Consider the following 25,463-nt stretch of genomic DNA (forward strand, 5'->3'; position numbering starts at 1 on the left):
GAGTATGCTGCATATCTCTCGCGTGTCTGCCGAGTACGCTGGCAAGAAGGTGCTCGACAACATCAACCTCTCCCTCGCCGAGGGGGAGCTGATGGTGGTGCTCGGCCCCTCGGGCTCGGGCAAGACCACCCTGCTCAACCTGGTGGCCGGTTTCGAACCCTGCCGCCATGGCCAGATAAGCCTGGGGAATGAGCCTGTCATCGGGCCCGGTGCCGAGCGCGGCGTGGTGTTCCAGAGTGAGGGGTTACTCCCCTGGCACAACGTGCAGGACAACGTGGCCTTCGGTCTGCAACTGGCCGGGGTGCCCAGAGCCAGTCGCCATGAACAGGCGCAAGCCTTGCTGCGCCAGGTGGGATTGGAAGGGGCGGGGGAGCGCGCCATCTGGCAGCTCTCCGGCGGCCAGCGCCAGCGCGTCGGCATCGCCCGGGCCCTCGCCACCCGGCCGCAACTGCTGTTGCTGGACGAGCCGTTCGGCGCCCTGGATGCCTTCACCCGGGAGCAGATGCAAACCCTGCTGCTGCGGCTGTGGTCTGAGGCTCGCCGCCAGGTGCTGCTCATCACCCACGACATCGAGGAGGCGGTGTTTCTGGCAACCGACTTGGTGCTGCTCTCCCCCTCCCCCGGCCGGGTGCTGGAGCGGCTCTCCCTGAACTTCGGTCGCCGCTTCGCCGCCGGGGAGTCCAGTCGCAGCATCAAGTCCGATCCGGCCTTCATCGAGCGGCGAGAATACGTGCTCGGCCGGGTATTTGCCGAGCGGGAGGCCTTCGCATGAACCAGACCCTGACCCAGCCCCTGGCCACGCCCGCCACCCAGACCACCCGCAGGCCGCTGCGCTGGCCCCTCGGTCGCCGCCTTGGTCTGAGCCTTGCGACCCTCACCGCCCTGCTGGCCCTCTGGTGGCTGGTGGCACGCCTTGGCTGGATTGACCCCCTGTTCCTGCCGCCTCCCGAGCGGGTGCTGGGGCAGCTCGTCACCATCGCCGGGCCGCAAGGCTTCATGGACGCCACCCTGTGGCAACACCTGGGGGCGAGTCTGGGCCGCATCCTGATCGCCCTGGCGGCCGCCACGGTGTTTGGCATAGCCGCGGGCATCGCCATGGGGCTCAGCCCCACGGTGCGCGGGGTGCTGGATCCCCTCATCGAGCTCTACCGGCCGGTGCCGCCGCTCGCTTACCTGCCGCTGATGGTGATCTGGTTTGGCATCGGCGAGACCTCCAAGGTGCTGCTCATCTATCTGGCCATCTTCGCCCCCGTGGCCATGGCCACCCTGGCGGGCGTGCAGAGCGCCCAGCCGGTGCGACTGCGGGCGGCCCGAGCCCTTGGCGCCACCCGGACTCAGGTGCTGTGGCACGTGATCCTGCCGGGGGCCTTGCCGGAGATCCTGACCGGGATCCGCATCGGCCTCGGCGTGGGCTGGTCCACCCTGGTGGCTGCCGAGTTGATTGCCGCCACCCAGGGCGTGGGCTTCATGGTGCAATCCGCCGGCGAGTTCCTCGCCACCGACGTGGTGCTGGCCGGCATTCTGGTGATCGCGGTGATCGCCTTCGTATTGGAACTGGGTTTACGTGCATTGCAGCGCAGGCTGACGCCCTGGCATGGAGAAATACAATGAATGACAACAAGCTGACCATCACCCCGCTCGGCCCCCACATAGGTGCCGAAATTGCCGGTCTCACGCTGGCCGAACCCCTGAGCCAGGCGCAGTTCGAGCAACTCCACCGGGCCCTGCTCAAATACCAGGTGCTGTTTGCCCGCAACCAGCCCATCACGCCGCGAGCACAGCGGGCGCTGGCGAATCGCTTCGGGGATCTGCACATCCACCCCGTCTATCCCCACAGCGAGGAGGCGGAGGAGATCATCGTGCTCGACACCCATGACGACAACCCGCCGGACAACGACAACTGGCATACCGACGTCACCTTCATCGAGACGCCACCGGCGCTCGCCATCCTGGCCGCCAAACAGTTGCCCCCCACCGGGGGAGACACCCTCTGGGCCAGCGGCATCGCGGCGCTGGCGGCCCTCTCCCCGCCCCTGCAAAAACTGCTGGCGGGGCTGGAGGCGGAGCATGACTTCACCAAATCCTTCCCCGCCCATCGCCATCAGGGCAGCGAGGAGGAGCGTCAACGCTGGCAGGCAGCGGTGGCCAGCAACCCGCCCCTGCGCCATCCGGTGCTGCGCACCCACCCGGTGAGCGGCCGCCAGGCGCTGTTCGTGAACGAAGGTTTCACCACCCGTTTGCCGGACCTGCCGGCCCGGGAGAGCGAGGCCCTGCTCGGCTTTCTGTTCGATCACATCCGCCGCCCCGAGTTTCAGGTGCGCTGGCGCTGGCAGGAGAACGACATCGCCATCTGGGACAATCGGGTGACCCAGCACTACGCCAACGCCGACTACCTGCCGGCTCGGCGGGTGATGCATCGCGCCACCATCCTCGGGGACAGGCCCTTCTGGCGAGCGAGCTGAAGAGCGCCGCTTTTCCCTGAAAAATGGTCACAAAAAAGCCCGCCGATGGGCGGGCTCTGGTCATGGCCTCATTCTGCGAGGTCGGCATCAGGCCTTGAGATCCAGCACGGCATTGAAGCCGCCGAAGATCATGCGGGCACCATCGAAGGGCATGGGCGGGTTGTCGGGGTTTTTCGGATCCATCCTGGGATCCTGCATCATCTTCTTCATCGCCTCGTCCCGGGTGGCCTTGTCCGGCCACTCCACCCAGGAGAAGACCACGGTCTCATCTTCCTTCGCCGCCACGGCGCGGTAAAAATCGGTCTGCTTGCCGTGGGGCACGTCGTCCCCCCAGCACTCCAGCACCCGGATCGCACCGAGTTCGAGGAAGAGGGGATCGAAGTGTCTCGCATGATCGATCATGGCCTGCTTGTTCGCCGTGGGTACGGCGATCACGAATCCATCCACATATGACATGGGAGCGTCCTCCTTGCTTGGGGATTTCAGCATAGCAAGGGAGTCCGGCCACCGCCCCGAGCCTCAGGTGGCGATCAGCCGCTCCAGATCGCTGCGACTCAGGTGTTTGGTATCCACCTTCACATACAAAGAGCGCTCCTCGCCCACCAGCAGCACGGCGCTCACCCCGTCACAGGCGCGCACCTTCTGCTCGAGGGCCTGCGTGGGTGCGACACCCTCTGGCAACACGATGCGCAGGCTGCTCACATAGGGGGGCTCCTGCATGGTGAGGCTGACCCCGAACCAGAGCAGGGCCAGGACGGCGCAGCCGCCAAATACCAAGGCTGCGCCCCCGATGCCGTAAAGCAGCCCGCCCAGACTGCCGCCGATGGCGACCCCGATGAACTGGCTGGTGGAGTAGACCCCCATGGCGGTGCCCTTGTAGCCCGGCGGGGACTCCTTGCTGATGAGGGACGGCAGCAATGCCTCCATCACGTTGAAACCGATGAAGAAGATCTGCAGCCCCGCGAGCAGGCCCCAGAGTTGCAGGCCAGCTTGCCAGAGCACCAGCTCGGCGATGAGCATCACCAGCACGCAGAGCTGGAATACCCGCTTCATCTGGCGGCGCTTCTCGGCATAGATGATGAAGGGCACAACGCTCACGAAGGCGATCAACATGGTGGCGAGATAGGCCTGCCACTGGTGCTCCCGCGCCAGCCCCGCCTGCTCCAAGAGCGGCGGCAACGCCACGAAGCTCGACATCAACAGGGTGTGAACGCAGAGGATGCCGAGGTTGAGTTTGAGCAACCTAGGGTTGGTCAACACGGTGCGAAAACCGCCCCGCACCATGGCGGATTCGCGATTTTGCAGATGGGCCTCAGGCCTTGGCACCGCCCAGATCACCAGGGCGATGGCGGCCAGAGCCAGCAGGGCTATGAGCCAGAACAGGCCGGACAGGCCCAGGGCATGGGTGATGAGGGGGCCGGTCACCATGGCGATGGCGAAGGTGATACCAAAGCTCACCCCGATGAAAGCCATGGCCTTGGTGCGATTCTGCTCCCGGGTGAGATCCGAGAGCAGGGCCATGACGGCGGCGGAGATGGCGCCACTGCCCTGCAGGGCGCGGCCGACGATGACCCCCCAGATGGAGTCGCTCAGGGCGGCGACGACACTGCCGAGTGCAAACATCAGCAGACCGCCGACGATGAGGGGCTTGCGCCCGATGCGATCGGAGAGCAGGCCGAAGGGGATCTGCAGCAGGGCCTGGGTCATGCCGTAGATGCCGATGGCGAGCCCGATCAGCGCCTCGGAGGCGCCGGCCAGGGACATGCCGTAGGTGGTCAACACCGGCAGCACCATAAACATGCCAAGCATGCGCAAAGAGAAGACGGAGCCGAGCGCCCAGGTGGCGCGTTGCTCGCCCCTCGTCATGGTGAAATCATTCATGATGGCCTCGATAGACAAGAAGAGAGAAGAAATCCGGACCCGTGACGTCTTGCATTCGTCCGCAGAAACCGGGCAATCACCCCGCACGGGGGCCACATAATAACAGAGCCGGGAAGGTTCCCGGCTCTGGATTCTATTGATTTTCCTGCGTCACATCACAGCGGTGAACCACAGCACTCAAGGCAGCATGGTCACCAGGACCGGCGCCGCATCGGGCTGGAAGTCTACCGACATCATCACGCTCAGGCAGGTGATGGTGACGATGGAGAACATGAACAGCTTGCGGGCCCAGAGGGAGTCATCCACCGCGGCCTTGTAGCCGGACAGCGCCATCCCCAACCACCAGACACTCACCGCCGTGGCGACGATCAGATACTTGTAACCGGCGTAACCGCCGAGGAACAGCATCAGGGTCGGCACCATGAAGGCCAGGATGTAGAGGGTGATGTGGTGTTTGGCCACCGAGATCCCCTTCACCACCGGCAACACCGGGATGTTGGCGGCCTGGTAATCCTTGAAGCGGAAGATCGCAATCGCATAGGAGTGCGGCATCTGCCACAGGCTGAAAATCGCCAGCAGGATCAGCGCCCCCGAGTCGAACTGGCCGCTCACCGCGCAGTAGCCGATGACCGGTGGCGCGGCGCCGGAGAGGCTCCCCACCAGGGTGCCATAGACCGAGTGGCGCTTCATGTAGAGGCTGTAGACCCCCACATAGACCAGGAAGCCCAGCACTGCCAGCAAGGCGGCCAACGGATTGGCCGCGAAGTAGAGCAGTGCAATGCCCGCAACACCGAGCACGCTCGCATACCAGAGCGAGACACCCGGTGCGATCAACCCCTTCACCAGCGCACGGTTCTTGGTGCGCTCCATGATGCAGTCGATGTCCCGGTCGATGTAGTTGTTGAACACGCAGCCGGAGGCGACCACCAGTGACACCCCGACCATGGTCAGGATGAACAGAGGGACGTCGAGGCTCCCCTTGGACGCCAGCAGGAACCCTCCGATAACCGAGATGAGGTTACCGAAGATGATGCCTGGCTTGGTCACTTGCAGGTATTGCTTCATCATCACATCAACCCGCTTAGTGAACCATCATGTTGATGTTGAGGTTGTACATGATCCACAGGGAACCCACCACGACTATGGCGATGATGAGCACGGTGAAGACCAGGGCCACCAGGTTCCAGCGCTCCTCGGAGGAGGTGTTCATGTGCAGGAAGTAGACCAGGTGCACGAAGATCTGCACCACCGCCATGCCGACCACGGTGCCGAGCACCACGGCGTGAGAGGCGGAGCCGTCCATCACCATCCAGAACGGGATCGCCGTCAGGATGAGTGACAGCACGAACCCTATCATGTAGGACTTGACGCTGCCGTGGCTGGCGCCGTGATTGTCAACAGAATGACTCATTTACATGACCCCCATCAGATAGACCACGGTGAAGACGCAGATCCAGACCACGTCCAGGAAGTGCCAGAACAGGCTCAGGCACATCAGGCGAGTACGGTTGCGCTCGGTCAGCCCCTTCTTGGTGATCAGCACCATCATCACGATGATCCAGATAAGACCGCTGGTCACGTGGATACCGTGGGTACCCACCAGGGTGAAGAAGGCGGAGAGGAAGCCGCTGCGATCCGGGCCCGCATCGTTGACGATGAGGTGGTGGAACTCGTAGATCTCCATGGCGATGAAGCCGGCACCGAGCAGGAAGGTCACGAACAGCCAGGTGTTGACGGCAGAGACCTTGTTCTTGTTCATCGCCAGCATGCCGAAGCCGAAGGTGATGGAGCTCAACAGCAGCAGCATGGTTTCGGCGAACACGAACGGCAGTTCGAAGATGTCCTTGCCGGCGGGACCGCCGGCAGTGCCGTTGACGAGAACCGCATAGGTTGCGAACAGGGTCGCAAACAGGATGCAGTCACTCATCAGGTAGATCCAGAAACCGAATACCTTGGTGGCACCGGCGTCATGGTGCCCATGATCGTCATGGGCGCCGTGAGTGTGATGGAGTACGTCAGTTGCCATAGCGTCAGGCTACCTTGTTGATGTTGTCGAAATGCTGACCTTCGATACGCTCGATCTCGTCAACCTGTACGTAGTAGTCCACATCGTCGTTGAAGCTGTGGATGATCCAGGTGGCGATCATGCCGACGAAGCCGGCGATGGCCATCCACCAGATGTGCCAGATCATGGCAAAACCGAACACCACGCTGAAGGCGGCGATGATCACACCGGCACCGGAGTTCTTGGGCATATGGATGGGAGCATACTGGGCCGGCTTGCGGTAGGCGCTACCGTCTTGCTTGGCTTCCCAGAAGGCATCCAGACCCTTGACCTTCGGCTCGATGGCGAAGTTGTAGAACGGCGGCGGCGAGGAGGTCGCCCACTCCAGGGTACGGCCACCCCAGGGATCGCCGGTCAGGTCACGGTTCTTCTCACGGTCACGGATACTGACCACGATCTGGACGACCTGGCACAGCACGCCGAGGGCGATGAGGCCGGCACCGCAGGCAGCAACCACCAGCATGCCGTGGAACTCGGGATCGATGTTCTGGCTGACACGACGGGTCATGCCCATGAAGCCCAGTACGTAGAGCGGCATGAAGGCCACGAAGAAGCCGACAATCCAGCACCAGAAGGCACGCTTGCCCCAGACGTCATCCAGCTTGAAGCCGAATGCTTTCGGGAACCAGTAGGTGATACCGGCGAAGCAACCAAACACCACGCCGCCGATGATGACGTTGTGGAAGTGGGCGATCAGGAACAGGCTGTTGTGCAGCACGAAGTTGGCAGCCGGCACGGAGAGCAGTACCCCGGTCATCCCACCCACGGTGAAGGTGATGATGAAGCCGACGGTCCACAGCATGGGGGAGCTGAACTCGATGCGACCCCGGTACATGGTGAACAGCCAGTTGAAGATCTTCACCCCGGTCGGGATGGAGATGATCATGGTGGTGATGCCGAAGAAGGCATTCACGTTGGCGCCGGATCCCATGGTAAAGAAGTGGTGCAGCCAGACGATGAAGGAGAGCACGGTGATGGCCACCGTCGCCCACACCAGGGAGGTGTAGCCAAACAGCTTCTTCTTGCAGAAGGTCGCCACCACTTCGGAGAAGATCCCGAACACCGGCAGCACCAGGATATACACCTCGGGGTGACCCCAGGCCCAGATCAGGTTGATGTACATCATCATGTTGCCACCCATGTCATTGGTAAAGAAATGGGTACCCAGGTAGCGGTCTGCGGTCAGCAGGGCGATGGTGACGGTCAGGATCGGGAAGGAGGCGATGATCAGGATGTTGGCGCACAGGGCGGTCCAGGTGAACACCGGCAGACGCATCATGGTCATGCCGGGGGCACGCATCCGGATGATGGTGGCAAAGAAGTTCACACCGGTCAGCAGGGTGCCTAACCCTGAGATCTGCAGACTCCATATCCAGTAATCGACCCCGACGCCCGGACTGAACTCCAGTCCCGACAAGGGCGGATAGGCCAGCCAGCCGGTCTGGGCGAACTCACCGACCCCGAGGGAGATGTTGATCAGCACCACGGCCGCGGCGGTAAACCAGAAGCTCAGGTTGTTCAGGAAGGGGAAGGCAACGTCACGGGCACCGATCTGCAGCGGCACCACGATATTCATCAGGCCGATCACCAGTGGCATGGCCACGAAGAAGATCATGATGACGCCGTGGGCGGTGAAGATCTGGTCGTAGTGATGGGCATTCAGATAGCCTTCACCACCGGCGGAGGCCAGCACCTGCTGACCACGCATCAGCACGGCGTCGGCGAAACCGCGCAGCAGCATGACCATGCCCAGGATGAGATACATGATACCGAGGCGCTTGTGATCCACCGAGGTGAACCACTCTTTCCACAGGTATTGCCATTTGCCGTAATAGGTGATGAGCCCGGTCAGCGCCAGCCCACCCAGAATGATACCGACTATCGTGACCATGATGATGGGTTCATGGTACGGGACAGCCTCGAGTGTCAATTTTCCAAACATCAATTATTCCTCGGATCCTGCTTTCACACTCTTGTCAGCCATCGACGTGGCCATGTGTCCTGCATGCTCGTCATGATTCATGGCCGCGTGGTCCATGGTGTCCTCATTGGCGGACTCATGGTTCATGGCCTCGTGCTCCATGGCGCCAGCTTGCTTGGCGTCGTGGCCACCGTGGGACATACCGCCCATGAACTTGTTGATCACATTGACGAACAGCTTGGGATCGGCGCTGGCGAAGTACTCAACCGGGTGGTTTTCGCTCTTCTTGGCCAGAACATCGAACTCACCCATGGTGTTCAGTGCCTTGGAGGAGGCTTTCACCTTGGCGACCCAGGCGTCGAAACCGGCCTGATCCTGTGTCGCGATGGCGTTGAACTTCATGCCGGAGAAACCTGCGCCGCTGTAACCGCCGGAGATGCCCTTGTATTGGCCTGCCTCGTTGGCGATCAGGTGCAGCTTGGTCTGCATGCCCGCCATGGCGTAGATCTGGCCACCCAGCTGGGGAATGAAGAAGGAGTTCATCACGGTGTCTGAGGTCACGCGGAAGTTGACCGGGGTGTTGACCGGGAAGGCCAGCTCGTTGACCGAGGCAATGCCCAGTTCCGGATAGACAAACAACCATTTCCAGTCGAGGGAGATGACATCCACCTGGATCGGTTTCACATCAGACTCCAGCGGCTTGTAGGGGTCGAGCGAGTGGGACGTTTTCCAGGTAATCACCGCCAGGATGGCGACAATGATGACGGGTACGGTCCAGACAACCGCTTCAATCTTGTTGGAGTGGGCCCAGTCCGGCGCGTAGGTGGCTTTGGTGTTGGACGCTCGGTATTTATAAGCGAACGCCACCGCCATGATAATCACGGGCACCACCACAATCAGCATCAAGCCGAGTGCGGTCAATATCAGTGATTTCTGCTCCAGACCGACTTGCCCCTTGGGGCTCATCAGAGCCATGTCGCAGCCGCTCAGCAAACCAGCAGTCGCGATCAACAGCAAAGCGCCCAAGCCCCTCTTCACATCAAAAGGTCTCATGCAATGTCCTCATCTTCCCAAGGCTTATTGGTATAATTAAAAAATGCAGCATTTTATTGCATCAGACAGGCATGTGAACAACATGAAAAATTAATCCCAAAATTGTTTTCAAGCTGATACAAACACACAGTGGATGTTAATTACTTGACATCGACCAATTAACTCGGATCCCCGCCCAGCAATTCATCTCCCGTTAATTTTCTACACGGCCAAAAACGCTCACTAATTAAACGAAAACATCATTCATCCTTATATTTCCAATGGACAAACGGAAATCAGGGCTTCATATCGCTCCCTCACATCCGGCATTCTCATTACCAGTTCCTTGATCTGGCGCCATGAAACTATCACAAAAATATAAATTAATTAATCAAACGATCGTATGATTAACTTCTTGCATTCAAAAAAGAACCCATTTCCTCCTCAACTCCCTCCTTTTTCGGCCCCACAAGGCGAAAAAAAACGGGCCCCCTGCGGGGACCCGTCATCAGCACATTCTGCCGCCATTTCTTGTTAACACGATATTAACAAATGACATCTGATGTCAGCCGTGGGCATGCTCCATCCGGGTAGCGACCGCAACCCGATTCCATGCGTTGATGGTGATGATCTGCATCAGACACTGGGCCAACAGGGTCTCTCCGAGCAGAGTCAGCCCCCGCTGATAGCTCTCCTCGCTGAGCCCCTGTTCGGCGATCAGCGTCACCTCGTCGGTCAGGGCCAGCACGGCTCGCTCCCGCTCGTCGAACAGCGGGGATTCCCGCCAGGCAGCCAGCGCCAGCAGCCGCTGAGGGTTCTCCTGCTGCTGCAGTGCCACCGCCCCGTGCATCTCGATGCAGTAGGCGCAGCCGTTGATCATGGAGGCTCGCAGCTTGATGAGCTCCTTGAGGGCGGGGGGGATCCCGGTAGTGCCGAGATAGGTTTCCAATCCTCGCATGGCCTGGATGGCGGCGGGGATCTGGGTGGCAAGCTGGATACGGTGGGACATGACAAGATTCCTTCGATGAGCGCCCCCATGGGCGATGAGGGCATTGTCCACTCTCATCCAGATGAATAGAATATGGCCGTAATCGGCAACAGTTTTGCGTTAAACGCAAAGGATGAGTCATGCTGGATCGCATCCGTATCCTGGCCCAGGTGGTGGAGTCAGGCAGCTTCTCCCGCGCCGCCCGCGCCCTCAATCTGGCCCCCTCCTCGGTCACCCGCACCATCGACGGTCTGGAGCAGCAGCTCGGTGTGCCGCTGTTCAAGCGCAGCACCCGCCAGCTGGTGTTGACCGATCAGGGGGAATACTTTCTCGCCCGCTCCCTCCCCCTGCTGGAGGAGGCGGATCAGCTGGTGCAGTCCCTCCAGCCCCTGTCCGGTGCGCCGCAAGGGGGGCTGCGGGTGTCCGTGTTCGAGAGCTTCGGTGCCGCCTGGCTGGCACCCCGGCTGCCCGTCTTCCTCGCCCGCTATCCCGGCGTGCGCCTCGAGATAGAGCTCGACAACCGGCTGGTGGATCTCGACGCCGAGAACGTGGATCTGGCCGTGCGCATCGGGCGCCCTCTCGACAGCGGCCTGCACGCCCGCCGCCTGCTGGCGAACCGCACCCTGCTGGTCGCCTCCCCCGACTACCTGGCAACCCATGGGGAACCGACCCACCCCGGCGACATTGCCAATCACAACTGCCTCATCCGCGGTCAGGGCCGGCAACGACAGCACTGGCATTTTCAGCAGGGGGCTGAGCGTCAGCGGGTCGCGGTGCAGGGCAATCTCGCCTCCATCGGCGGTACCCCGCTGCTGTGCGCCGCCAAGGCGGGCTGCGGCCTGCTGCTGCTGTCGAGCTGGATGGTACAGCAAGGGCTGGACGAGGGTTCCCTGCTGCCCGTCCTGCCCGACTGGCAGGCATCTCCCTACGAGGATCGTCACGACGAGATCTATGCGGTGTTTCGCGGCGGACGCTTCTTGAAACCCCAGACCCGCGCCTTCATCGACTTCCTGATAGAGGTGATGAAGCCCCTGCAGGGGCCCCGTTGAGAGTGAAACGCCAACCCGCCAACAAGCAAACGCCGGGCAGCGGCCCGGCGTAGTCAGCACTTGAAAGAGTGAGTGGCGGCAGCCGGGCTCAGTGGGACTTGCGCCCATCCGGACTCGGCGCCGGACCGCGATAATCACCATAGGGGAAGATGTTGCGCAGCCGCTGGGCCACGGGCTCAGGAATGGAGCGGGAGAAGACGAGGCGTACCCCGTTGCCATCCCGCTGCCCCAGTATGCGACCGCGCACCGGGTCATGCTGCAGCACCTGTTTGGCCTGCGTCAGGAAGCGCGGCGGCACGGTTCCCCGCTTCACCACCACCTTGCCGGGGGCGAGCCGGATCTCGAACAGGGCGCCGCGCCCCAGCTTCATCAACCACCAGATCAGGGCTATCGCCACCACCAAAGACAACCAGGCCATCCGTGCTTCTCCTTGTATCCCATTGATGGCCTCAGTATAGGCCTCACCGGCGGCCGATTATCGGGGGAGCATCACGCTTTGCCCATCACCGCTGGCCGTCCTGGCGACTCTTGCTCCAGGCCACCAGCGTCTCCCGATAGAGTGACAGCAGCGCCTGATCCCGCACTGCCACCCCGACCCGCTGGACAGGACAGGCGGCCCACTCGTCGTGGGGATGGGCCTTGCCATCGAATTTTTGCAGGGTGTGGCCGATGGCCGGCCCCTCACTGATGACCCGCACCGGCCCTTCCCGCAGGGTGAACAGGGCAGGATCGATGACATAGGCGATGGCGGAGGGATCGTGCACGTGACAGCCATCCAGGCCGATGCGGTCGGAATAGAAGCGCAGGTAGAAGCGGCTCACATCCCACAGGAAGCGGCCCGGCTCCCCGGCTTCGCTGCGCAGGGCGTCCAAATAGGCGCTGCTGAAGAAGCTCTGCTGGGTCACGTCCAGCCCGATGATCACCACGGGCCAATCGGCGGTGAACACCCGATCCGCCGCCTCGGGATCATCGTGAATATTGGCCTCCGCATAGGGGGTCACGTTGCCGCGATGGCCGTTGACGCCAAAGGCCCCCCCCATCACGACCACTTCTTTCACCAGCCCGGTGATCTCGGGGGCCGCTTCGAGCGCCAGCGCCAGGTTGGTCAGCGGCCCAATGGTCACCAGGGTGATCTCGCCGGGCGCCGCCTTCAGCGCCTCGACGATGTATTGCCAGGCGGGGCGAGCGTCCGCCTTGATGCTCACCTCTCCGGCCTGCACATCCCCAAAGCCGGTGGGACCATGCACCACCGTGGTCGGGCCGACCGGCTCGCGTTTGAGCGGCGCCGCGGCGCCCTGGACCACGTCGGCCTTCATGCCATATTGCTGCTTGAGCCAGAGCGCGTTGTGGGTGCCGTTTTCGATGGTGGCATTGCCAAATACCGTGGTGATGGCCATCAGTTCGATGGCGGGGTGAGCCTCGGCAAACAGTATTGCCATGGCATCGTCGATGCCGGGATCCGTATCCAGAATGATCTTGTGAGTCATGGTGCCTCCATACAGCGAAGCTGCCAGTGTAGCGAGTCGGGAGCGCTTTAACAGCGTCGCCATCACAGCCTCGGGGTTTCGTGGGAACAAGACGCTGAGCTGGCGACAGATTGCTCAATCCAGCGCCATCAGGAAGATACCGACCACCGGAACAGGCCTCCTTCTTCCCGCCATTGGCCAGTAAATGGCCAACCGGACGGGCCCGATGGCGGCTCGCCTTGTGGGGCCGCGGCCGGGATGGTATCACTTGGCCTCATCCCTTGATTGCCACAAAGAGGCCCACAGTGATCACCCTGATCAAAGAGTCTGACCAGCTGAAGATGCCCTGGAAGAACAAGCAGGGCACCACGGCCCAGATCCTCATCGCCCCCAAGGGGAGCAGCCTGGAGAAGCTCGACTTTGACTACCGCCTGAGTTCAGCCCCCATCAAGGGGCCGGGCCCGTTCTCTAAGTTCCCCGGTTATCAGCGCATCCTGCTGCCCATCAGCGGCGCCGGTTTCGTGCTCAACGGCCACCCCTATGCCACCCATGAGGCCGCCCATTTCAGCGGGGACGACGAGACCCACTGCGAGTTGCTGAAAAAAGAGGTGGTGGATCTGGGGCTTATCTATGACCCCGAGCGCATCAGCGCCAACCTGCGGGTGCTCAACCTCCCCTTCCCCTTGAGCCTGACGCTGGAGGCGGACAAGACCTATCTCTGCCACCTGCTGAGCGGCCAGTTGGAGGTTGATGGCAAAGCCGTGGCGGTCAATGAAACCCTGGTCATCACAGGGGAGGAGAGCATCCGCTTCGAGTGCCAGAAGAAGACCACCATCGCCTTCTTCACCCTGCAAGCCAGCGAGCAGGCGCAGGCCGCAGGCTGAAGGCGGCGTTGCCCTGATTGCTAGCACCGAACGCCAGAGACAAAAAAGCCGGGATAACCCGGCTTTTTATCGGCATCGTCAAACGCCAGGCGGCTTAACCCACCTTGAAGGTACCCTTCATCATGGCGAAGTGGCCGGGGAAGGAGCAGAAGAAGGTGAGATCCTTGCCCGCCAGCCCCTCGGTCTTGAAGGTGACGCTGGTGCTCTCGCCACCGCCCACCAGCTTGGTGTGCGCCAGGATGCGGGCATCGTCCTTGGGCAGGTAGTCGTGATCGGCGCCGGCGCTCATGCCTGCGGTGGCGACCGCCTGATAATCGGCGGTGTTCGACAGCACCCAGTTATGCCCCATGGCCGTCACCGGCATCTTGCCCGAATGGTGCAAGGTGATGGTCACTTCCTTGCAGGTAGCCGGAACACTCATCTCCTTCAGGTTGAACTGCATGGCATCATTGCCTTCAATCGCCAGGGCGCATTCGTCTGCCTGGGCCGGTGCAACCATGCCCAGGGCGGTCAGTGAACCAAGAAACAGCAGGGTAATGGCCTTTTTCATCATCTTCTCCTTCGATTGGCTATGGATGGCAACACGCTTGCCTGCAGACTCGCCTCGGCGATGGGCAAAGATGCTGTCGTAATCGATCTTCATTCTACCGGACTGTCATCAATCGACGATGGCTTTTGCTCAAAGCTGCGGACCAGGTCACTCGTCTGAGGCTCATTCTCGGCCACCGTGCGACAGCATTTTCTGATCAGAGTGCCACACCGGTTAATTATTTTCCGCCCCGAGCGGGCAATAAACTCGTCAGCACGGACCGGGTTGGCTAAGCTGCCCGCCCGGATTTCATTGCTTATGAGCGTAGTCGATGTCGTTTTCCGCACCGCTTTCCCCCCTTCGCCACGGTGCCCTGCTGGCCCTGATGCTGCTGCTCAGTGCCTGCCAGCCGAGCCCCACCCAGACGCGAATCCAGGGCAATACCATGGGCACCTACTTCGTGGTGACCATCACGGATACCTACCCGGGTGGAAAGCCTGCGCTGCAAAAAGAGGTCAACGCTCTGCTGGCCCGGATGAACAAGGAGATCTCCACCTATGATCCGGACTCCCTCATCTCCCGCTTCAACCTGGGACCGGCCAACGCCCCCACCCTCATCCCGGCCACCATGGCCAAGATCGTGCAACAAGGCATCGATGTCGGTCACCTTACCGGCGGCAAGCTAGATGTGACCGTGGGGCCCCTGGTCAACCTCTGGGGCTTCGGGCCGGACAAACGCCCGGTCAAACGTCCCTCCCCCGAGCAGATAGTCCGTGCCCGCGAGCGGGTCGGCATCGACAAACTGGGTCTGACGCCACAGGGGGATCACTTCCTGCTCACCAAGCGCATTGCGGACCTCTACCTCGATCTCTCCACCCTGGGAGAAGGGGCTGCGTCTGACGAGATTGCCGCGCTACTGGAGCGCAAGGGGGTCGACAACTACCTCATCGAGGTGGCGGGGGCCGTGCGCAGCAAGGGCCACAACAGCCAGGGCAACCCCTGGCGTGTCGCCATCGTCGAACCCTCAGGCAAGCCAGGCACCATCGAAGACGTCGTCACCCCCAACGGCATGGGGCTCAGCACCGCCGGCAGCTATCTCAACTATTACGAGCTGGACGGCAGGCGCTATTCCCACATCATCGATCCCGCCACCGGCGAACCCGTGACCCACAAGCTGGTCTCCGCCAGCGTCATCACCAAGACCACCCTGGAGGCCGATGCCCTGGACACGGCGCTCATGGTGATGGGGCCCGAGCAGGCCATGAGCTTCGCGCGTCGCCATCATCTGGCCGTCTACCTCATCGTCAAGACGGAGCAGGGTTTCGAGGCCAGATACACCCCGGAGTTTGCCCCCTATCTCTCCGCCAAGCCGCAAACCGGCGCCACCAAGCCCGTTTCCTGAGCGAGACGGGGCCAACCACAGCTCCAGTTGCGCACTTTCCTGCCGGCAAGGCACGGATTTGTGAGGGACGACACGGGCAATTGCGCCGCCGGATTGCCTGTCTGCGGGCTTTGGTGGCACACTTCCCTCATCCCATCCCAGCGCCCTGATCCAGACAGATGCAGACTCCCGAGCCAGAGAAAAAAGCCCAGCCCAAGCCCAGACGCATACTGTTGGTCAACGAGCAGCGCTCCTTCCAGATGATGATGAAGGCCATGCTGCTCAACATCGGCATCAATCGCATCACCTACATCAACTCCGCCGAGGAGGCCAGACGCCGCTGCCAGAAAGAGACCTTCGACATCTATCTGCTGGACTATGAGCTGGGCAGCGGGGAGAACGGTCGCCAGCTGCTGGAGAGTCTGCGGGATCAGAAGCTCATTCCGCCCCAGAGCGTGGTGATCATGGTCAGCAGCGACGGCTCCCGGGCCATGGTGTTGAGCGCCCTTGAGGCCGAACCCGACGAATACCTGATGAAGCCCTTCTCCCAGGAGCAGTTCTCGTTTCGCTTGAAGCGCGCCCTCGCCCGCCGCCAGGCCCTGGAGAGCGTCTTCACCGCCCTCACCCAGGATGATCTGCCAGCCCTGATTGAGGCATGCGCCGCCCAGGCCGATCAGGTGCCCCGCTTTGCCAACTTCTGCCGCTGTCTGCAGGCCGACACCCAGCTCAAGCTCGGTCAGGCGAGGGAAGCCCGCAGCCTGATGCGCCAGTTGCTGGCCGGACAGGAGAACAGCTGGGCCCGGCTCACCCTTGGCAAGGCCTGCCATACCCTCGCACTGCATGAGGAGGCGGTGAGCCACCTGCAGGTGACCCTGAAAAATGCCCCGCTGATGGTGGAGGCCTACCTCTGGCTGGCGGAGTCCCAGCTCGCCCTCGGCAACAGCGATCTGGCCCAGCAGGAGCTGCGCCGGGCGGTGGACATATCCCCCCAGTCAGTCCAGCTCTCCCGCCGACTGGCCGAGGTCTGCCTGCTGCGCCACGACTACGGTCAGGCCAAGGATGTGTTGCTCTCCCTCATCGATCTCTCCCGCAACTCCATCCACCGCACCCCGCACTATCTGGGGGCCTACATCCAAACCCTGACCCTCTATGCCCTCAACAGCAACGACGGTTATCACATCGCCAACCTGCAAAAGCAGGTGAATTCGGCCCTGTCCCGCATTCGCGACTCCCTGATGATGGCGGAGTTCAACTACCCGGTGTTCGAGCAGATCTGCCAGGCCAGGGTGCAGATCGCCCTCGGTGAACTGCTCAGGGGCAAGAAGATGCTCTACCGCGCGAACCAGAACTGGCTGGATCAACCCGAGACCATGCCCCCCGCCCTGCTGGGAGAGACCATATTGGCGCTCTATCAGCTCGGCGAGTTCGAGTACGCCGAGAGTCTGCAGGCCCTGCTGGCGGAGGATGAAGACAGGCTGCTCACCACCTGCATCCAGGTCACCCGGGATGACAAGACGGTGCAGGAGCGCCGCCAGCGCTACCAGCAGCTCAACGAGCTGGGGATCAAGGCCTATCAGGGCGGAGAGCTGGAGCAGGCCCTCAGCCACTTTCGCGAGGCCCTGCGCCGCACCCCGGCCAACACCGGGGCGGCCCTCAACAAGATCCAGGTGCTGCTGCAACTGATGCAGAAGAACCGCAAGAGCCCGGAATTTGGTGCCGAGTGCCGGGAGACCCTGGAGGTGCTGGAGGGCATTCCCTTGAATCCCGCCCAGCAGGAGCGTTTTCGCAAGCTGCGCCAGGAATATAACCAGCTCAACTGAGCGCCTCCCATCCCCCCTCACCTATGCTGATACCAGTTCAGCGAGGGAGAGGACAGCATGGCAATGTGCCGGTATCTGGTGGCCGATGGCCGCCACTGCAGCGAAGAGGCGGGAGAGCAGGATCTGTGCCGCTGGCACGACCCCAAGGGGGATCATCAATCCCCCGGCACCCTTCAGGCGCTGGAAAACTATGTGCGCCAGGGGGGCCTGTGCCACGGCTTGCAACTGGCCAGGGCCGAGCTCGCCGACCTCAACCTGGTGAACAAGCAAGGCCCTCAGGGTTTCTTGCTGGAGCAGTGCAACCTCTATCGCGCCAATCTGCGCGGCGCCCATCTCTACGGCCTCAGGGTGCACGGCGGCAGCCTGATGAAGGCCGACCTCAGCGAGGCCAATCTGCACTGCGCCGAGCTGCACGACGTGAACCTGCTCGGCATCCGCTGGAAGAACACCCGCCTCGACAACCTGGATACCGGCAAGCGGCTGATGCAGGACAGGAAGGGGCGCCGCGAGCGGGATCCAGTCCAGGTCCGCGTCTGGTTCAAGGAGGCGGAAGAGACCTACCGGGATCTGCGCAAAGCCTCGGAGGCCCAGGGCATCTTCACCATGTCCGGGCGCTACATCCAGCAGGAGCTCACCATGCGCCGCCTGCAGATGCCGTTTTGTTCCTACCAGCGCTTCGCCTCCTGGATAGTGGATCTCTTCTGCGGCTACGGTGAGGCACCCATGCGGGTGGTGCTCTTCTCCCTGCTGCTCATCTTCATCTGCAGCATCTTCTACTTCTTCTTTGGCCTGAGCTTCAGCGGCAATCATCTCATCTACCAGCCACAGGCGAGCCTCGAGCAGAACGCCTTCTTCCTGCTCGAGTGCCTCTACTACAGCGTGGTGACCTTCACCACCCTGGGCTATGGGGACTTCACCCCCGTCGGCCTGTCGCGAATTGTCGCCGCCTTCGAGGCCTTCACCGGCAGCTTCACGCTGGCGTTGTTCGTGGTGGTGTTTGTCAAGAAGATGACCCGTTGACCCGCCACGGTTCAGGGACTGGCCTCTGGCCCGCCCCGCACTTGCATCCGGGGCGGATCCCGAGTTCAATAGCCACTAATAAAAACGACATGAGCATCCCGACATGAAGATCATCTCTTTCAATATCAATGGCCTGCGTGCCCGTCTTCATCAGTTGCAAGCCATCATCGACAAGCATCAGCCGGATGTGATCGGCCTGCAGGAGATCAAGGTCCACGACGAGGCCTTCCCGGTGGCCGACGTGGAGGCCATGGGTTATCACGTGGCGTTCCACGGCCAGAAGGGCCATTACGGGGTCGCCATCATGAGCAAGCAGGCCCCCATCGAGGTGCAAAAAGGCTTCCCCACCGATGAGGAAGATGCCCAGCGCCGCATGATCATGGCCAGTTTCAAGCGGGAAGACGGCTCCATCATCAAGGTGATGAACGGCTACTTCCCCCAGGGGGAGAGCCAGGATCACGAGACCAAGTTCCCGGCCAAGCAGAAATTCTACGAGGACTTGCAGCACTATCTCGAGACTCACCACAGCCCGGACGATCAGATAGCGCTGATCGGGGATATGAACATCTCCCCCACGGATCTGGACATCGGCATCGGCGAGGCGAACCGCAAGCGCTGGCTGCGGGACGGCAAGTGCTCCTTCCTGCCCGTCGAGCGGGAGTGGATGGAACGCCTGAAAGGCTTCGGTCTGACCGACACCTTCCGCGCCGCCAACCCCACCGAGTGCGAGCGCTTCTCCTGGTTCGACTACCGCTCCAAGGGTTTCGACGAGAACCGGGGCCTGCGCATCGATCTCATCATGGCCTCCGATGCCCTCAAGGACACCGTGACCGAGACCGGCATCGACTACGAGCTGCGCGGCATCGAGAAACCCTCGGATCACGCCCCCATCTGGACCTGCTTCGCCTGACACCAGAGCCTCTCTGGCTGACAGACGCCACACTCGTCAAACAAGGCACCCCGGGGTGCCTTGTTTGTTGCAACAGAGCCCAGGCAGGGGCATCCCGTCCCCCATGGCTCGCCATCACGGTGCGGCGCCACGACTTTCCACCTCTTGAACGCAAGGCGCCCTTGACCTTACCCCTTTAGTAAGGTTTACATTCGCCCCAACGTTTATGGGAGTTGTCCATGCTGTCATCGAGATTGCCCACTGTGCTCATCGCCCGGCTGTTGCTGGCGCTGGTGCTCGTGTGCAATCTGACCCTCTGCATCAGCTGGCACGGCGCCGCCCCCGACGACGGGGCCGCCATGGGGATGTCCGCCTCCATGGGCGGGGAACTCGCGGCCATGCAGAGCCTTGCCTGCCACGACAGCCAGGCCAGCCCCCAGAGTCAGGATGATTGCCAGATGCACGGCGGCCTCAGTGCTGGCGGTGCCGGCCTGCCCTTGCTGGCCGCCCTGCTGATCCTCTTTGCCCTGCCCCTGTTGTTGATGCCGCGCCTCGGGGATCTCCTCGCCCTGGATCAGTGGCTGCGCAACCCCTTGCTGCGCCTGCGCGGTGCCCACCCTCCCTCCTGGCCCAGACGGCATCTGATGCTCTCTGTGCTGCGCCATTAGAAACATCTTCTACCGCTAGCCTGCGTGATGGCATGTCCATCGCCTAAAGCAACCCGTACCAGTCGATTATGTCGCTGGCATCCCGTTTGCCAACCAGGCCTGCCAACCGCGATCCCGCTCTCCATTCCCGTCGGCCCTTGTCAGGCCCGGCTATCAAACATGGCGGATCCCGGCCCGGCCTGACGGCTCGTCAGAAGAGAAGATGTACCATGTCATCAGCCAAGATTGCCGCACCACGGCGCCCTGCGGGTCTTCCCGCCACCTGCCCGACTCTTGCGGGGAGGCAGCCATGAACAAGAACCTCATCCTCTGTGCCCTGCTGCTCGCCATCGGCGCCGGCGGTGGTTATCTGGCCGCCACCCGTCTCGCGGGACAGGGCGCCAGCGCCGAGAAGACCCCCCTCTACTGGGTCAACCCCATGGATCCGCGTGACAAACGCGATGGCCCCGCCAAGGACAACATGGGGATGGACTTCATTCCCGTCTATGAAGAGAAACAAGGAGGGTCGCCCGGCACCGTCACCATCAGCCCCCAGATCCAGCAAAATCTGGGAGTGCGGCTCGCGGCGGTGGAAAGGCTGCCCGTCCACCAGCAGATCGAGACCGTGGGTTACGTGGGTTATGACGAGGAGCGGCTGGAGGCCATCAACGCCCGCATGGCGGGCTGGATCCGCAACCTCGCCATCAAAAACGAGGGGCAGAAGGTGGCCAAGGGCAGCTTCATCTACGATCTCTACGCCCCGGATCTGGTGAATGCCCAGCACGAGTACCTGCTGGCGCTCAACACCACCAACCCCCTGCTGCTGCGCGCCGCCGAGGGCAAGCTGAAATCCCTGCAGGTACCGGCGGATCAGATAGCCGCCCTCAAGCGCAGCCGCCAGGTGCAGGAGACCATCCGCATCTATGCCCCGAGCAGCGGCTATGTGTCTGAGCTGAAAGTGCGCGAAGGCCAGTATGTGGAGCCCGCAGCCCCCCTGTTCAACATCAGCACCCTCTCTCAGGTGTGGGTCAGCGCCGAGGTGTTCGAACGCCAGGCCGCCCAGCTGAACGTCGGCGACCCCGTCACCATGACCCTGGACTATGCCCCCGGCCGCCAGTGGCAGGGCAAGGTGGATTACCTCTATCCCACCCTGGATGCCCAGACCCGAACCCTCAAGGTACGGCTGCGCTTTGACAATCCGGACGAGTTCTTGAAACCCAACATGTTCGCCAAGGTGAGTATCCGAAGCGGCAACGGCGCTCCCCAGAACCTGGTCCCGAGCGAAGCGGTGATCCGAACCGGCAGCCAGAACCGGCTGGTGCTGGCCCTGGCGGATGGCGACTTCAAGTCGGTGGCCGTGACCCTGGGCCCCCAGTTTGGCGACAAGGTGGCCATCCTGGAGGGGGTCGAACCCGGCGATCGCATCGTCTCCTCGGCCCAGTTCCTGCTCGATTCCGAATCCAGCATCACCTCCGACTTCCAGCGTATGACCGCGATACGGCCCCAGCAGATCTGGACCCAGGGGGAGATCCAGGCGGTGGATCTTGCCGGTCGCACCCTGGGGGTCGCCCACCAGCCCATCCCCGAGTGGCAATGGCCCGCCATGGAGATGGACTTCACCGTCGCCGAGGACGTCGACATGAGCCAGCTGAAACAGGGCCAGAGCCTGCATCTGCAGGTGGAACAAGAAGGGGATGAGTACAAGATCGTCAACGTTCATATCGAGGATGCCAACAAAGCCGCCCCTGCCAACGATGACATGAAGAGCATGGAAGACATGGATCACAGCCAGCACGACATGGGGGACAAATCATGAGCCCTGCCTTGATCCGCTGCGTTACCGGTCAGCCCTCCCAGCCACCCGCGGGCCCTGAGCGAGGAGCCACATCATGATCCCATCGATTATTCGCTGGTCCGTCGGCAACCGCTTCCTGGTGCTGCTGCTGACCCTCATGATCACCGCCTGGGGGCTCTGGTCGGTGAAACAGACCCCGGTGGACGCCCTGCCGGATCTCTCCGACGTCCAGGTGATCATCAAGACCTCCTACCCGGGCCAGGCGCCCCAGGTGGTGGAAGATCAGGTCACCTACCCCCTCACCACCGCCATGCTGGCGGTGCCGGGGGCTACCACGGTGCGCGGCTACTCCTTCTTCGGCGACTCCTTCGTCTATGTGCTGTTTGACGACAGCACCGATCTCTACTGGGCCCGGGCCCGGGTGCTGGAGTACCTGAGCCAGGTGGCCCCAAGCCTGCCCGCCTCTGCCCAGCCCCAGCTTGGCCCCGACGCCACCGGGGTGGGCTGGGTCTACCAGTACGCCCTGGTGGACAAAACCGGCAAGCACGACTTGAGCGAGCTCACCTCCCTGCAGAACTGGTTTCTGAAGTACGAGCTGCAGACGGTCAACGGGGTCTCCGAGGTCGCCACCGTGGGCGGCATGGTGCGCCAGTATCAGGTGCGGGTGGATCCGGACAAGCTGCGCGCCTACGGCATCCCGCTCTCCCTCATCCAGACCGCCATCGAGATGGGCAACCAGGAGACCGGTGCCTCCGTCATCGAGATGGCGGAAGCGGAATACATGGTGCGCTCCAACGGCTATCTGAAGAGCGTCGAGGATCTGAAACAGATCCCCCTCGGCACCAGCGTGCGGGGCGCCCCCCTGCTGCTCGGTGACGTGGCGGAGGTGATCACCGGCCCCCAGAGCCGCCGTGGCATCGCCGAGCTCAACGGCGAGGGGGAAGTGGTGGGCGGCATCATCGTCATGCGTTACGGGGAGAATGCCCAGCACACCATAGACGGGGTCAAGGCCCGCCTCGCCCAGCTCAAGTCCAGCCTGCCGGACGGGGTGGAAGTGGTCACCGTCTATGACCGCTCGGATCTCATCGCCCGCGCCATCGACAACCTCTCCGGCAAGCTCATCGAGGAGTTCGCCGTGGTGGTGCTGGTGTGTCTTGCCTTCCTGTTCCACCTGCGCTCCTCCCTGGTGGTGGTCATCTCCTTGCCCATCGCCATCCTGGTGGCCTTCATCGTCATGCACCTGCAGGGGATCAACGCCAACATCATGTCCCTTGGCGGCATCGCCATCGCCATCGGTGCCATGGTGGACGGGGCCATCGTGATGATAGAGAACGTCCACAAGCACATGGAGCGGGAGCAGCTCACCGACAAGAACCGTTGGCGCATCATCGTGGAGGCGAGCATAGAGGTGGGTCCCGCCATCTTCTTCTCCCTGCTCATCATCACCATGAGCTTCCTGCCGGTGTTCGCCCTGGAGGCCCAGGAAGGACGCATGTTCCACCCGCTCGCCTACACCAAGACCTACGCCATGGCGGCGGCGGCCGGGCTCTCCATCACGCTCGTGCCAGTCATCATGGGCTACTTCATCCGCGGCAGGGTCTTGCCCGAGCAGGCCAACCCGCTGAACCGGGGCCTGAGCAATGGCTATATTCCGCTGCTCAATGCCGTGCTGGCACGCCCCAGGACCACCCTCGTCACGGCGTTGGTGGTGACGGTGGTGGGCTTCTGGCCGCTGCACTATCTGGGCTCCGAGTTCATACCGCCGTTCGATGAGGGGGACATCATGTACATGCCCACCACGGCGGCCAACATCTCGGTGGGCAAGGCGCGGGAGATCCTGCAGCAGACCGACAAGCTCATTCGTACCGTGCCCGAGGTGGCGAATGTGTTCGGCAAGGCGGGCCGCGCCGACTCCGCCACCGATCCCGCCGATCTGGTGATGATGGAGACCAGCATCCAGCTCAAGCCCCGGGATCAGTGGCGCCCCGGCATGACCCCGGAGAAGCTGAAAGAAGAGCTCGACTCCCTCATCCGCTTCCCCGGCCTCACCAACGCCTGGGTTCCCCCCATCAAGACCCGCATCGACATGCTGGCCACCGGCATCAAGACCCCGGTGGGGATCAAGATTGCGGGCCCCGACCTCAAGATCATTCAGGAGATTGGCCAGCAGCTTGAGCAAATCGTCGGCAAGGTCGAGGGCGCCTCGTCCGTCTACGCCGAGCGGGTGGCGGGCGGGCGCTACGTCAAGGTGGATATCGACCGTCTGAAAGCGGCTCGCTATGGCCTCAACATCGCCGAGGTGCAGGCGGTACTCGCCACCGCGGTGGGGGGCATGGACGTGGGCCAGACCATAGAGGGGCGCGAGCGCTATCCCATCAACCTGCGTTATCCCCAGAGCTATCGCGACTCGGTGGCGAGCCTGGAACTGCTGCCCCTGGTCACCCCCAAAGGAGAGCGCATCGCCCTGGCGGACGTGGCCCGGGTCTATATCAGCGACGAAGCCCCCATGCTCAGGAGCGAAAACGCCCGCCTGAACGGCTGGGTCTACGTGGATATCCGGGACAGGGACATCGGCTCCTTCGTGGGCGAAGCCAGGGCCGAGGTGGAAAAACAACTGGTGCTGCCGGCGGGTTACGCCCTCACCTGGTCCGGGCAGTATGAGTACATGGAGCGGGCCAAGGCGCGTCTGGCCTACGTGGTGCCCCTGACCCTCGCCATCATAGTGCTGCTGCTCTATCTCGCGTTTCGCCGCTTCCAGGAGGTGCTGCTCATCCTCATCACCTTGCCGCTCGCCGTGGTCGGGGGGATCTGGACCGTCTGGCTGCTGGACTTCAACCTCTCGGTGGCGGTGGGGGTCGGCTTTATCGCCCTGGCCGGGGTGGCGGTGGAAACCGGCGTGCTGATGCTGGTCTACCTCAACCACGCCTGGGACGATCTCGTCGCCCGCGGCAAGCCCACCCTGCAGGGCCTGCACGACGCCGTCATCCAGGGGGCCGCCCTGCGCCTGCGACCCAAGATGATGACGGTGGTGACCATCATCGCCGGCCTGTTGCCCATCATGTGGAGCCAGGGTACCGGCTCCGAGGTGATGCAGCGCATCGCCGCCCCCATGATCGGCGGCATGGTGACGGCCCTGGTGCTCACCCTGCTGGTCCTGCCTGCGGCCTTCTATCTGTGGCGACGCCGCGCCGTGGAACGGGCACAAAGCGATGCCCAATGATCCGAACTCACTATCCAGACCCATTGAATGACAAGGAAAACATCATGAATATCAAAACATTGACCCTGACCCTCCTGCTCGGTTTCGCCTCCCTTCAGGCCCAGGCCGAGATGACCATGAACCACGAGGGGCACGACATGTCCCAGATGGCGGACAAGGAGATGGGGGACATGACCATGACCCGGGGGGTCATCACCCGCATCGACAGCGAGAACGGCAAGGTGGGGATCAAGCACGAGGCCATCACCAACCTCAAGATGCCCCCCATGACCATGGTGTTCCGGGTGGCGGATCCCGCCCTGCTGGAGGGGTTCAAGGCCGGGGATGCGGTGAACTTCCATGCCGCCAATCCGGCCGGCAAGCTGACGGTGACCATGATGCAGCAGCAGTAACGGCTGCCCAGAGCAATAAAAA

Annotated in this window: 24 protein-coding genes; 13 read left to right on the forward strand and 11 right to left on the reverse strand. The window is 62.4% G+C overall.

Annotated elements, in window-relative coordinates:
• Positions 1-4: 4 nt before the first annotated feature.
• The 3 genes from tauB to tauD are packed head-to-tail and all read left to right on the forward strand — an operon-like array spanning position 5 to position 2,462.
• Complete coding sequence (tauB, locus tag ACW5W7_RS00795) at positions 5-772, forward strand: taurine ABC transporter ATP-binding subunit (RefSeq protein ID WP_456500446.1); 768 nt, start codon at positions 5-7, stop codon at positions 770-772.
• Positions 769-1,611 carry a taurine ABC transporter permease TauC gene (gene tauC / locus ACW5W7_RS00800; protein WP_456500447.1) on the forward strand — a complete coding sequence of 281 codons (843 nt, stop codon included), beginning with the start codon at positions 769-771 and terminating at the stop codon, positions 1,609-1,611. The genes tauB and tauC overlap by 4 nt, the downstream gene beginning before the upstream one ends.
• A complete protein-coding gene (gene tauD / locus ACW5W7_RS00805; protein ID WP_456500448.1) occupies positions 1,608-2,462 on the forward strand; it encodes a taurine dioxygenase in 855 nt (284 codons plus the stop codon). Before tauC ends, tauD begins: the two co-directional genes overlap by 4 nt.
• 87 nt (positions 2,463-2,549) lie before the next feature.
• Here tauD and ACW5W7_RS00810 read toward each other — a convergent pair whose 3' ends face one another.
• The 8 genes from ACW5W7_RS00810 to ACW5W7_RS00845 all read right to left on the reverse strand — a co-directional run bounded on the left by ACW5W7_RS00810 (position 2,550) and on the right by ACW5W7_RS00845 (position 10,370).
• On the reverse strand, positions 2,550-2,918 hold the full coding sequence (locus tag ACW5W7_RS00810) for a DUF1428 domain-containing protein (protein ID WP_456500449.1): 369 nt from the start codon (positions 2,916-2,918) through the stop codon (positions 2,550-2,552).
• Between the two features lie 63 nt (positions 2,919-2,981).
• Positions 2,982-4,343: an MFS transporter gene (locus ACW5W7_RS00815; protein ID WP_456500450.1), complete on the reverse strand. Its 1,362-nt coding sequence runs from the start codon at positions 4,341-4,343 to the stop codon at positions 2,982-2,984.
• A gap of 177 nt (positions 4,344-4,520) precedes the next feature.
• Positions 4,521-5,414: a heme o synthase gene (gene cyoE / locus ACW5W7_RS00820; RefSeq protein ID WP_349918677.1), complete on the reverse strand. Its 894-nt coding sequence runs from the start codon at positions 5,412-5,414 to the stop codon at positions 4,521-4,523.
• 10 nt (positions 5,415-5,424) lie between these two features.
• On the reverse strand, positions 5,425-5,754 hold the full coding sequence (locus ACW5W7_RS00825; protein ID WP_349918678.1) for a cytochrome o ubiquinol oxidase subunit IV: 330 nt from the start codon (positions 5,752-5,754) through the stop codon (positions 5,425-5,427).
• Entirely contained in the window at positions 5,755-6,369 is a 615-nt protein-coding gene (locus ACW5W7_RS00830) for a cytochrome o ubiquinol oxidase subunit III (RefSeq protein ID WP_349918679.1), read from the reverse strand.
• A gap of 4 nt (positions 6,370-6,373) precedes the next feature.
• Complete coding sequence (gene cyoB / locus ACW5W7_RS00835; RefSeq protein WP_349918681.1) at positions 6,374-8,350, reverse strand: cytochrome o ubiquinol oxidase subunit I; 1,977 nt, start codon at positions 8,348-8,350, stop codon at positions 6,374-6,376.
• A 3-nt stretch (positions 8,351-8,353) separates the two neighbouring features.
• Positions 8,354-9,382 (reverse strand): cytochrome o ubiquinol oxidase subunit II, encoded by a 1,029-nt coding sequence (cyoA, locus tag ACW5W7_RS00840; protein WP_349918682.1) that lies wholly within the window; start codon positions 9,380-9,382, stop codon positions 8,354-8,356.
• A 544-nt stretch (positions 9,383-9,926) separates the two neighbouring features.
• A complete protein-coding gene (locus ACW5W7_RS00845; protein ID WP_456500451.1) occupies positions 9,927-10,370 on the reverse strand; it encodes a carboxymuconolactone decarboxylase family protein in 444 nt (147 codons plus the stop codon).
• 119 nt (positions 10,371-10,489) lie between these two features.
• Here ACW5W7_RS00845 and ACW5W7_RS00850 point away from each other — a divergent pair, with 119 nt between their 5' ends.
• Positions 10,490-11,398, forward strand: coding sequence for a LysR family transcriptional regulator (locus ACW5W7_RS00850; RefSeq protein ID WP_456500452.1), 909 nt, complete (start codon positions 10,490-10,492; stop codon positions 11,396-11,398).
• A gap of 88 nt (positions 11,399-11,486) precedes the next feature.
• On the opposite strand, the gene ACW5W7_RS00855 is transcribed toward ACW5W7_RS00850, so the two are convergent.
• Positions 11,487-11,816 (reverse strand): DUF3634 family protein, encoded by a 330-nt coding sequence (locus ACW5W7_RS00855; RefSeq protein WP_456500453.1) that lies wholly within the window; start codon positions 11,814-11,816, stop codon positions 11,487-11,489.
• 85 nt (positions 11,817-11,901) lie between these two features.
• Entirely contained in the window at positions 11,902-12,885 is a 984-nt protein-coding gene (locus ACW5W7_RS00860) for a nucleoside hydrolase (RefSeq protein WP_456500454.1), read from the reverse strand.
• A gap of 284 nt (positions 12,886-13,169) precedes the next feature.
• Between ACW5W7_RS00860 and ACW5W7_RS00865 the strand changes: the two genes are divergently transcribed.
• On the forward strand, positions 13,170-13,748 hold the full coding sequence (locus ACW5W7_RS00865) for a HutD family protein (protein WP_456500455.1): 579 nt from the start codon (positions 13,170-13,172) through the stop codon (positions 13,746-13,748).
• 94 nt (positions 13,749-13,842) lie between these two features.
• Here the strand turns inward: ACW5W7_RS00865 and azu are convergent, their stop codons facing one another.
• Positions 13,843-14,298: an azurin gene (gene azu, locus ACW5W7_RS00870; RefSeq protein ID WP_349918689.1), complete on the reverse strand. Its 456-nt coding sequence runs from the start codon at positions 14,296-14,298 to the stop codon at positions 13,843-13,845.
• 310 nt (positions 14,299-14,608) lie between these two features.
• Between azu and ACW5W7_RS00875 the strand changes: the two genes are divergently transcribed.
• The 8 genes from ACW5W7_RS00875 (at position 14,609) to ACW5W7_RS00910 (ending at position 25,441) form a co-directional block, all read left to right on the forward strand.
• The gene (locus ACW5W7_RS00875) at positions 14,609-15,679 is read left to right on the forward strand and encodes an FAD:protein FMN transferase (protein ID WP_349918690.1); all 1,071 of its coding nucleotides are present in this window, start codon (positions 14,609-14,611) and stop codon (positions 15,677-15,679) included.
• Between the two features lie 158 nt (positions 15,680-15,837).
• Positions 15,838-17,478 carry a response regulator gene (locus ACW5W7_RS00880; RefSeq protein ID WP_456500456.1) on the forward strand — a complete coding sequence of 547 codons (1,641 nt, stop codon included), beginning with the start codon at positions 15,838-15,840 and terminating at the stop codon, positions 17,476-17,478.
• Between the two features lie 57 nt (positions 17,479-17,535).
• Positions 17,536-18,498 (forward strand): ion channel, encoded by a 963-nt coding sequence (locus tag ACW5W7_RS00885; protein ID WP_456500457.1) that lies wholly within the window; start codon positions 17,536-17,538, stop codon positions 18,496-18,498.
• Positions 18,499-18,601: 103 nt separating this feature from the next.
• The gene (gene xthA, locus ACW5W7_RS00890; RefSeq protein WP_456500458.1) at positions 18,602-19,408 is read left to right on the forward strand and encodes an exodeoxyribonuclease III; all 807 of its coding nucleotides are present in this window, start codon (positions 18,602-18,604) and stop codon (positions 19,406-19,408) included.
• A 218-nt stretch (positions 19,409-19,626) separates the two neighbouring features.
• Positions 19,627-20,055 (forward strand): hypothetical protein, encoded by a 429-nt coding sequence (locus ACW5W7_RS00895; RefSeq protein ID WP_349918694.1) that lies wholly within the window; start codon positions 19,627-19,629, stop codon positions 20,053-20,055.
• A gap of 289 nt (positions 20,056-20,344) precedes the next feature.
• Positions 20,345-21,850: an efflux RND transporter periplasmic adaptor subunit gene (locus ACW5W7_RS00900; RefSeq protein WP_456500459.1), complete on the forward strand. Its 1,506-nt coding sequence runs from the start codon at positions 20,345-20,347 to the stop codon at positions 21,848-21,850.
• A gap of 73 nt (positions 21,851-21,923) precedes the next feature.
• Positions 21,924-25,049 carry an efflux RND transporter permease subunit gene (locus ACW5W7_RS00905; RefSeq protein WP_456500460.1) on the forward strand — a complete coding sequence of 1,042 codons (3,126 nt, stop codon included), beginning with the start codon at positions 21,924-21,926 and terminating at the stop codon, positions 25,047-25,049.
• A 44-nt stretch (positions 25,050-25,093) separates the two neighbouring features.
• Entirely contained in the window at positions 25,094-25,441 is a 348-nt protein-coding gene (locus tag ACW5W7_RS00910; protein ID WP_456500461.1) for a copper-binding protein, read from the forward strand.
• Positions 25,442-25,463 lie beyond the last annotated feature (22 nt).

Source organism: Aeromonas intestinalis (assembly GCF_054052485.1).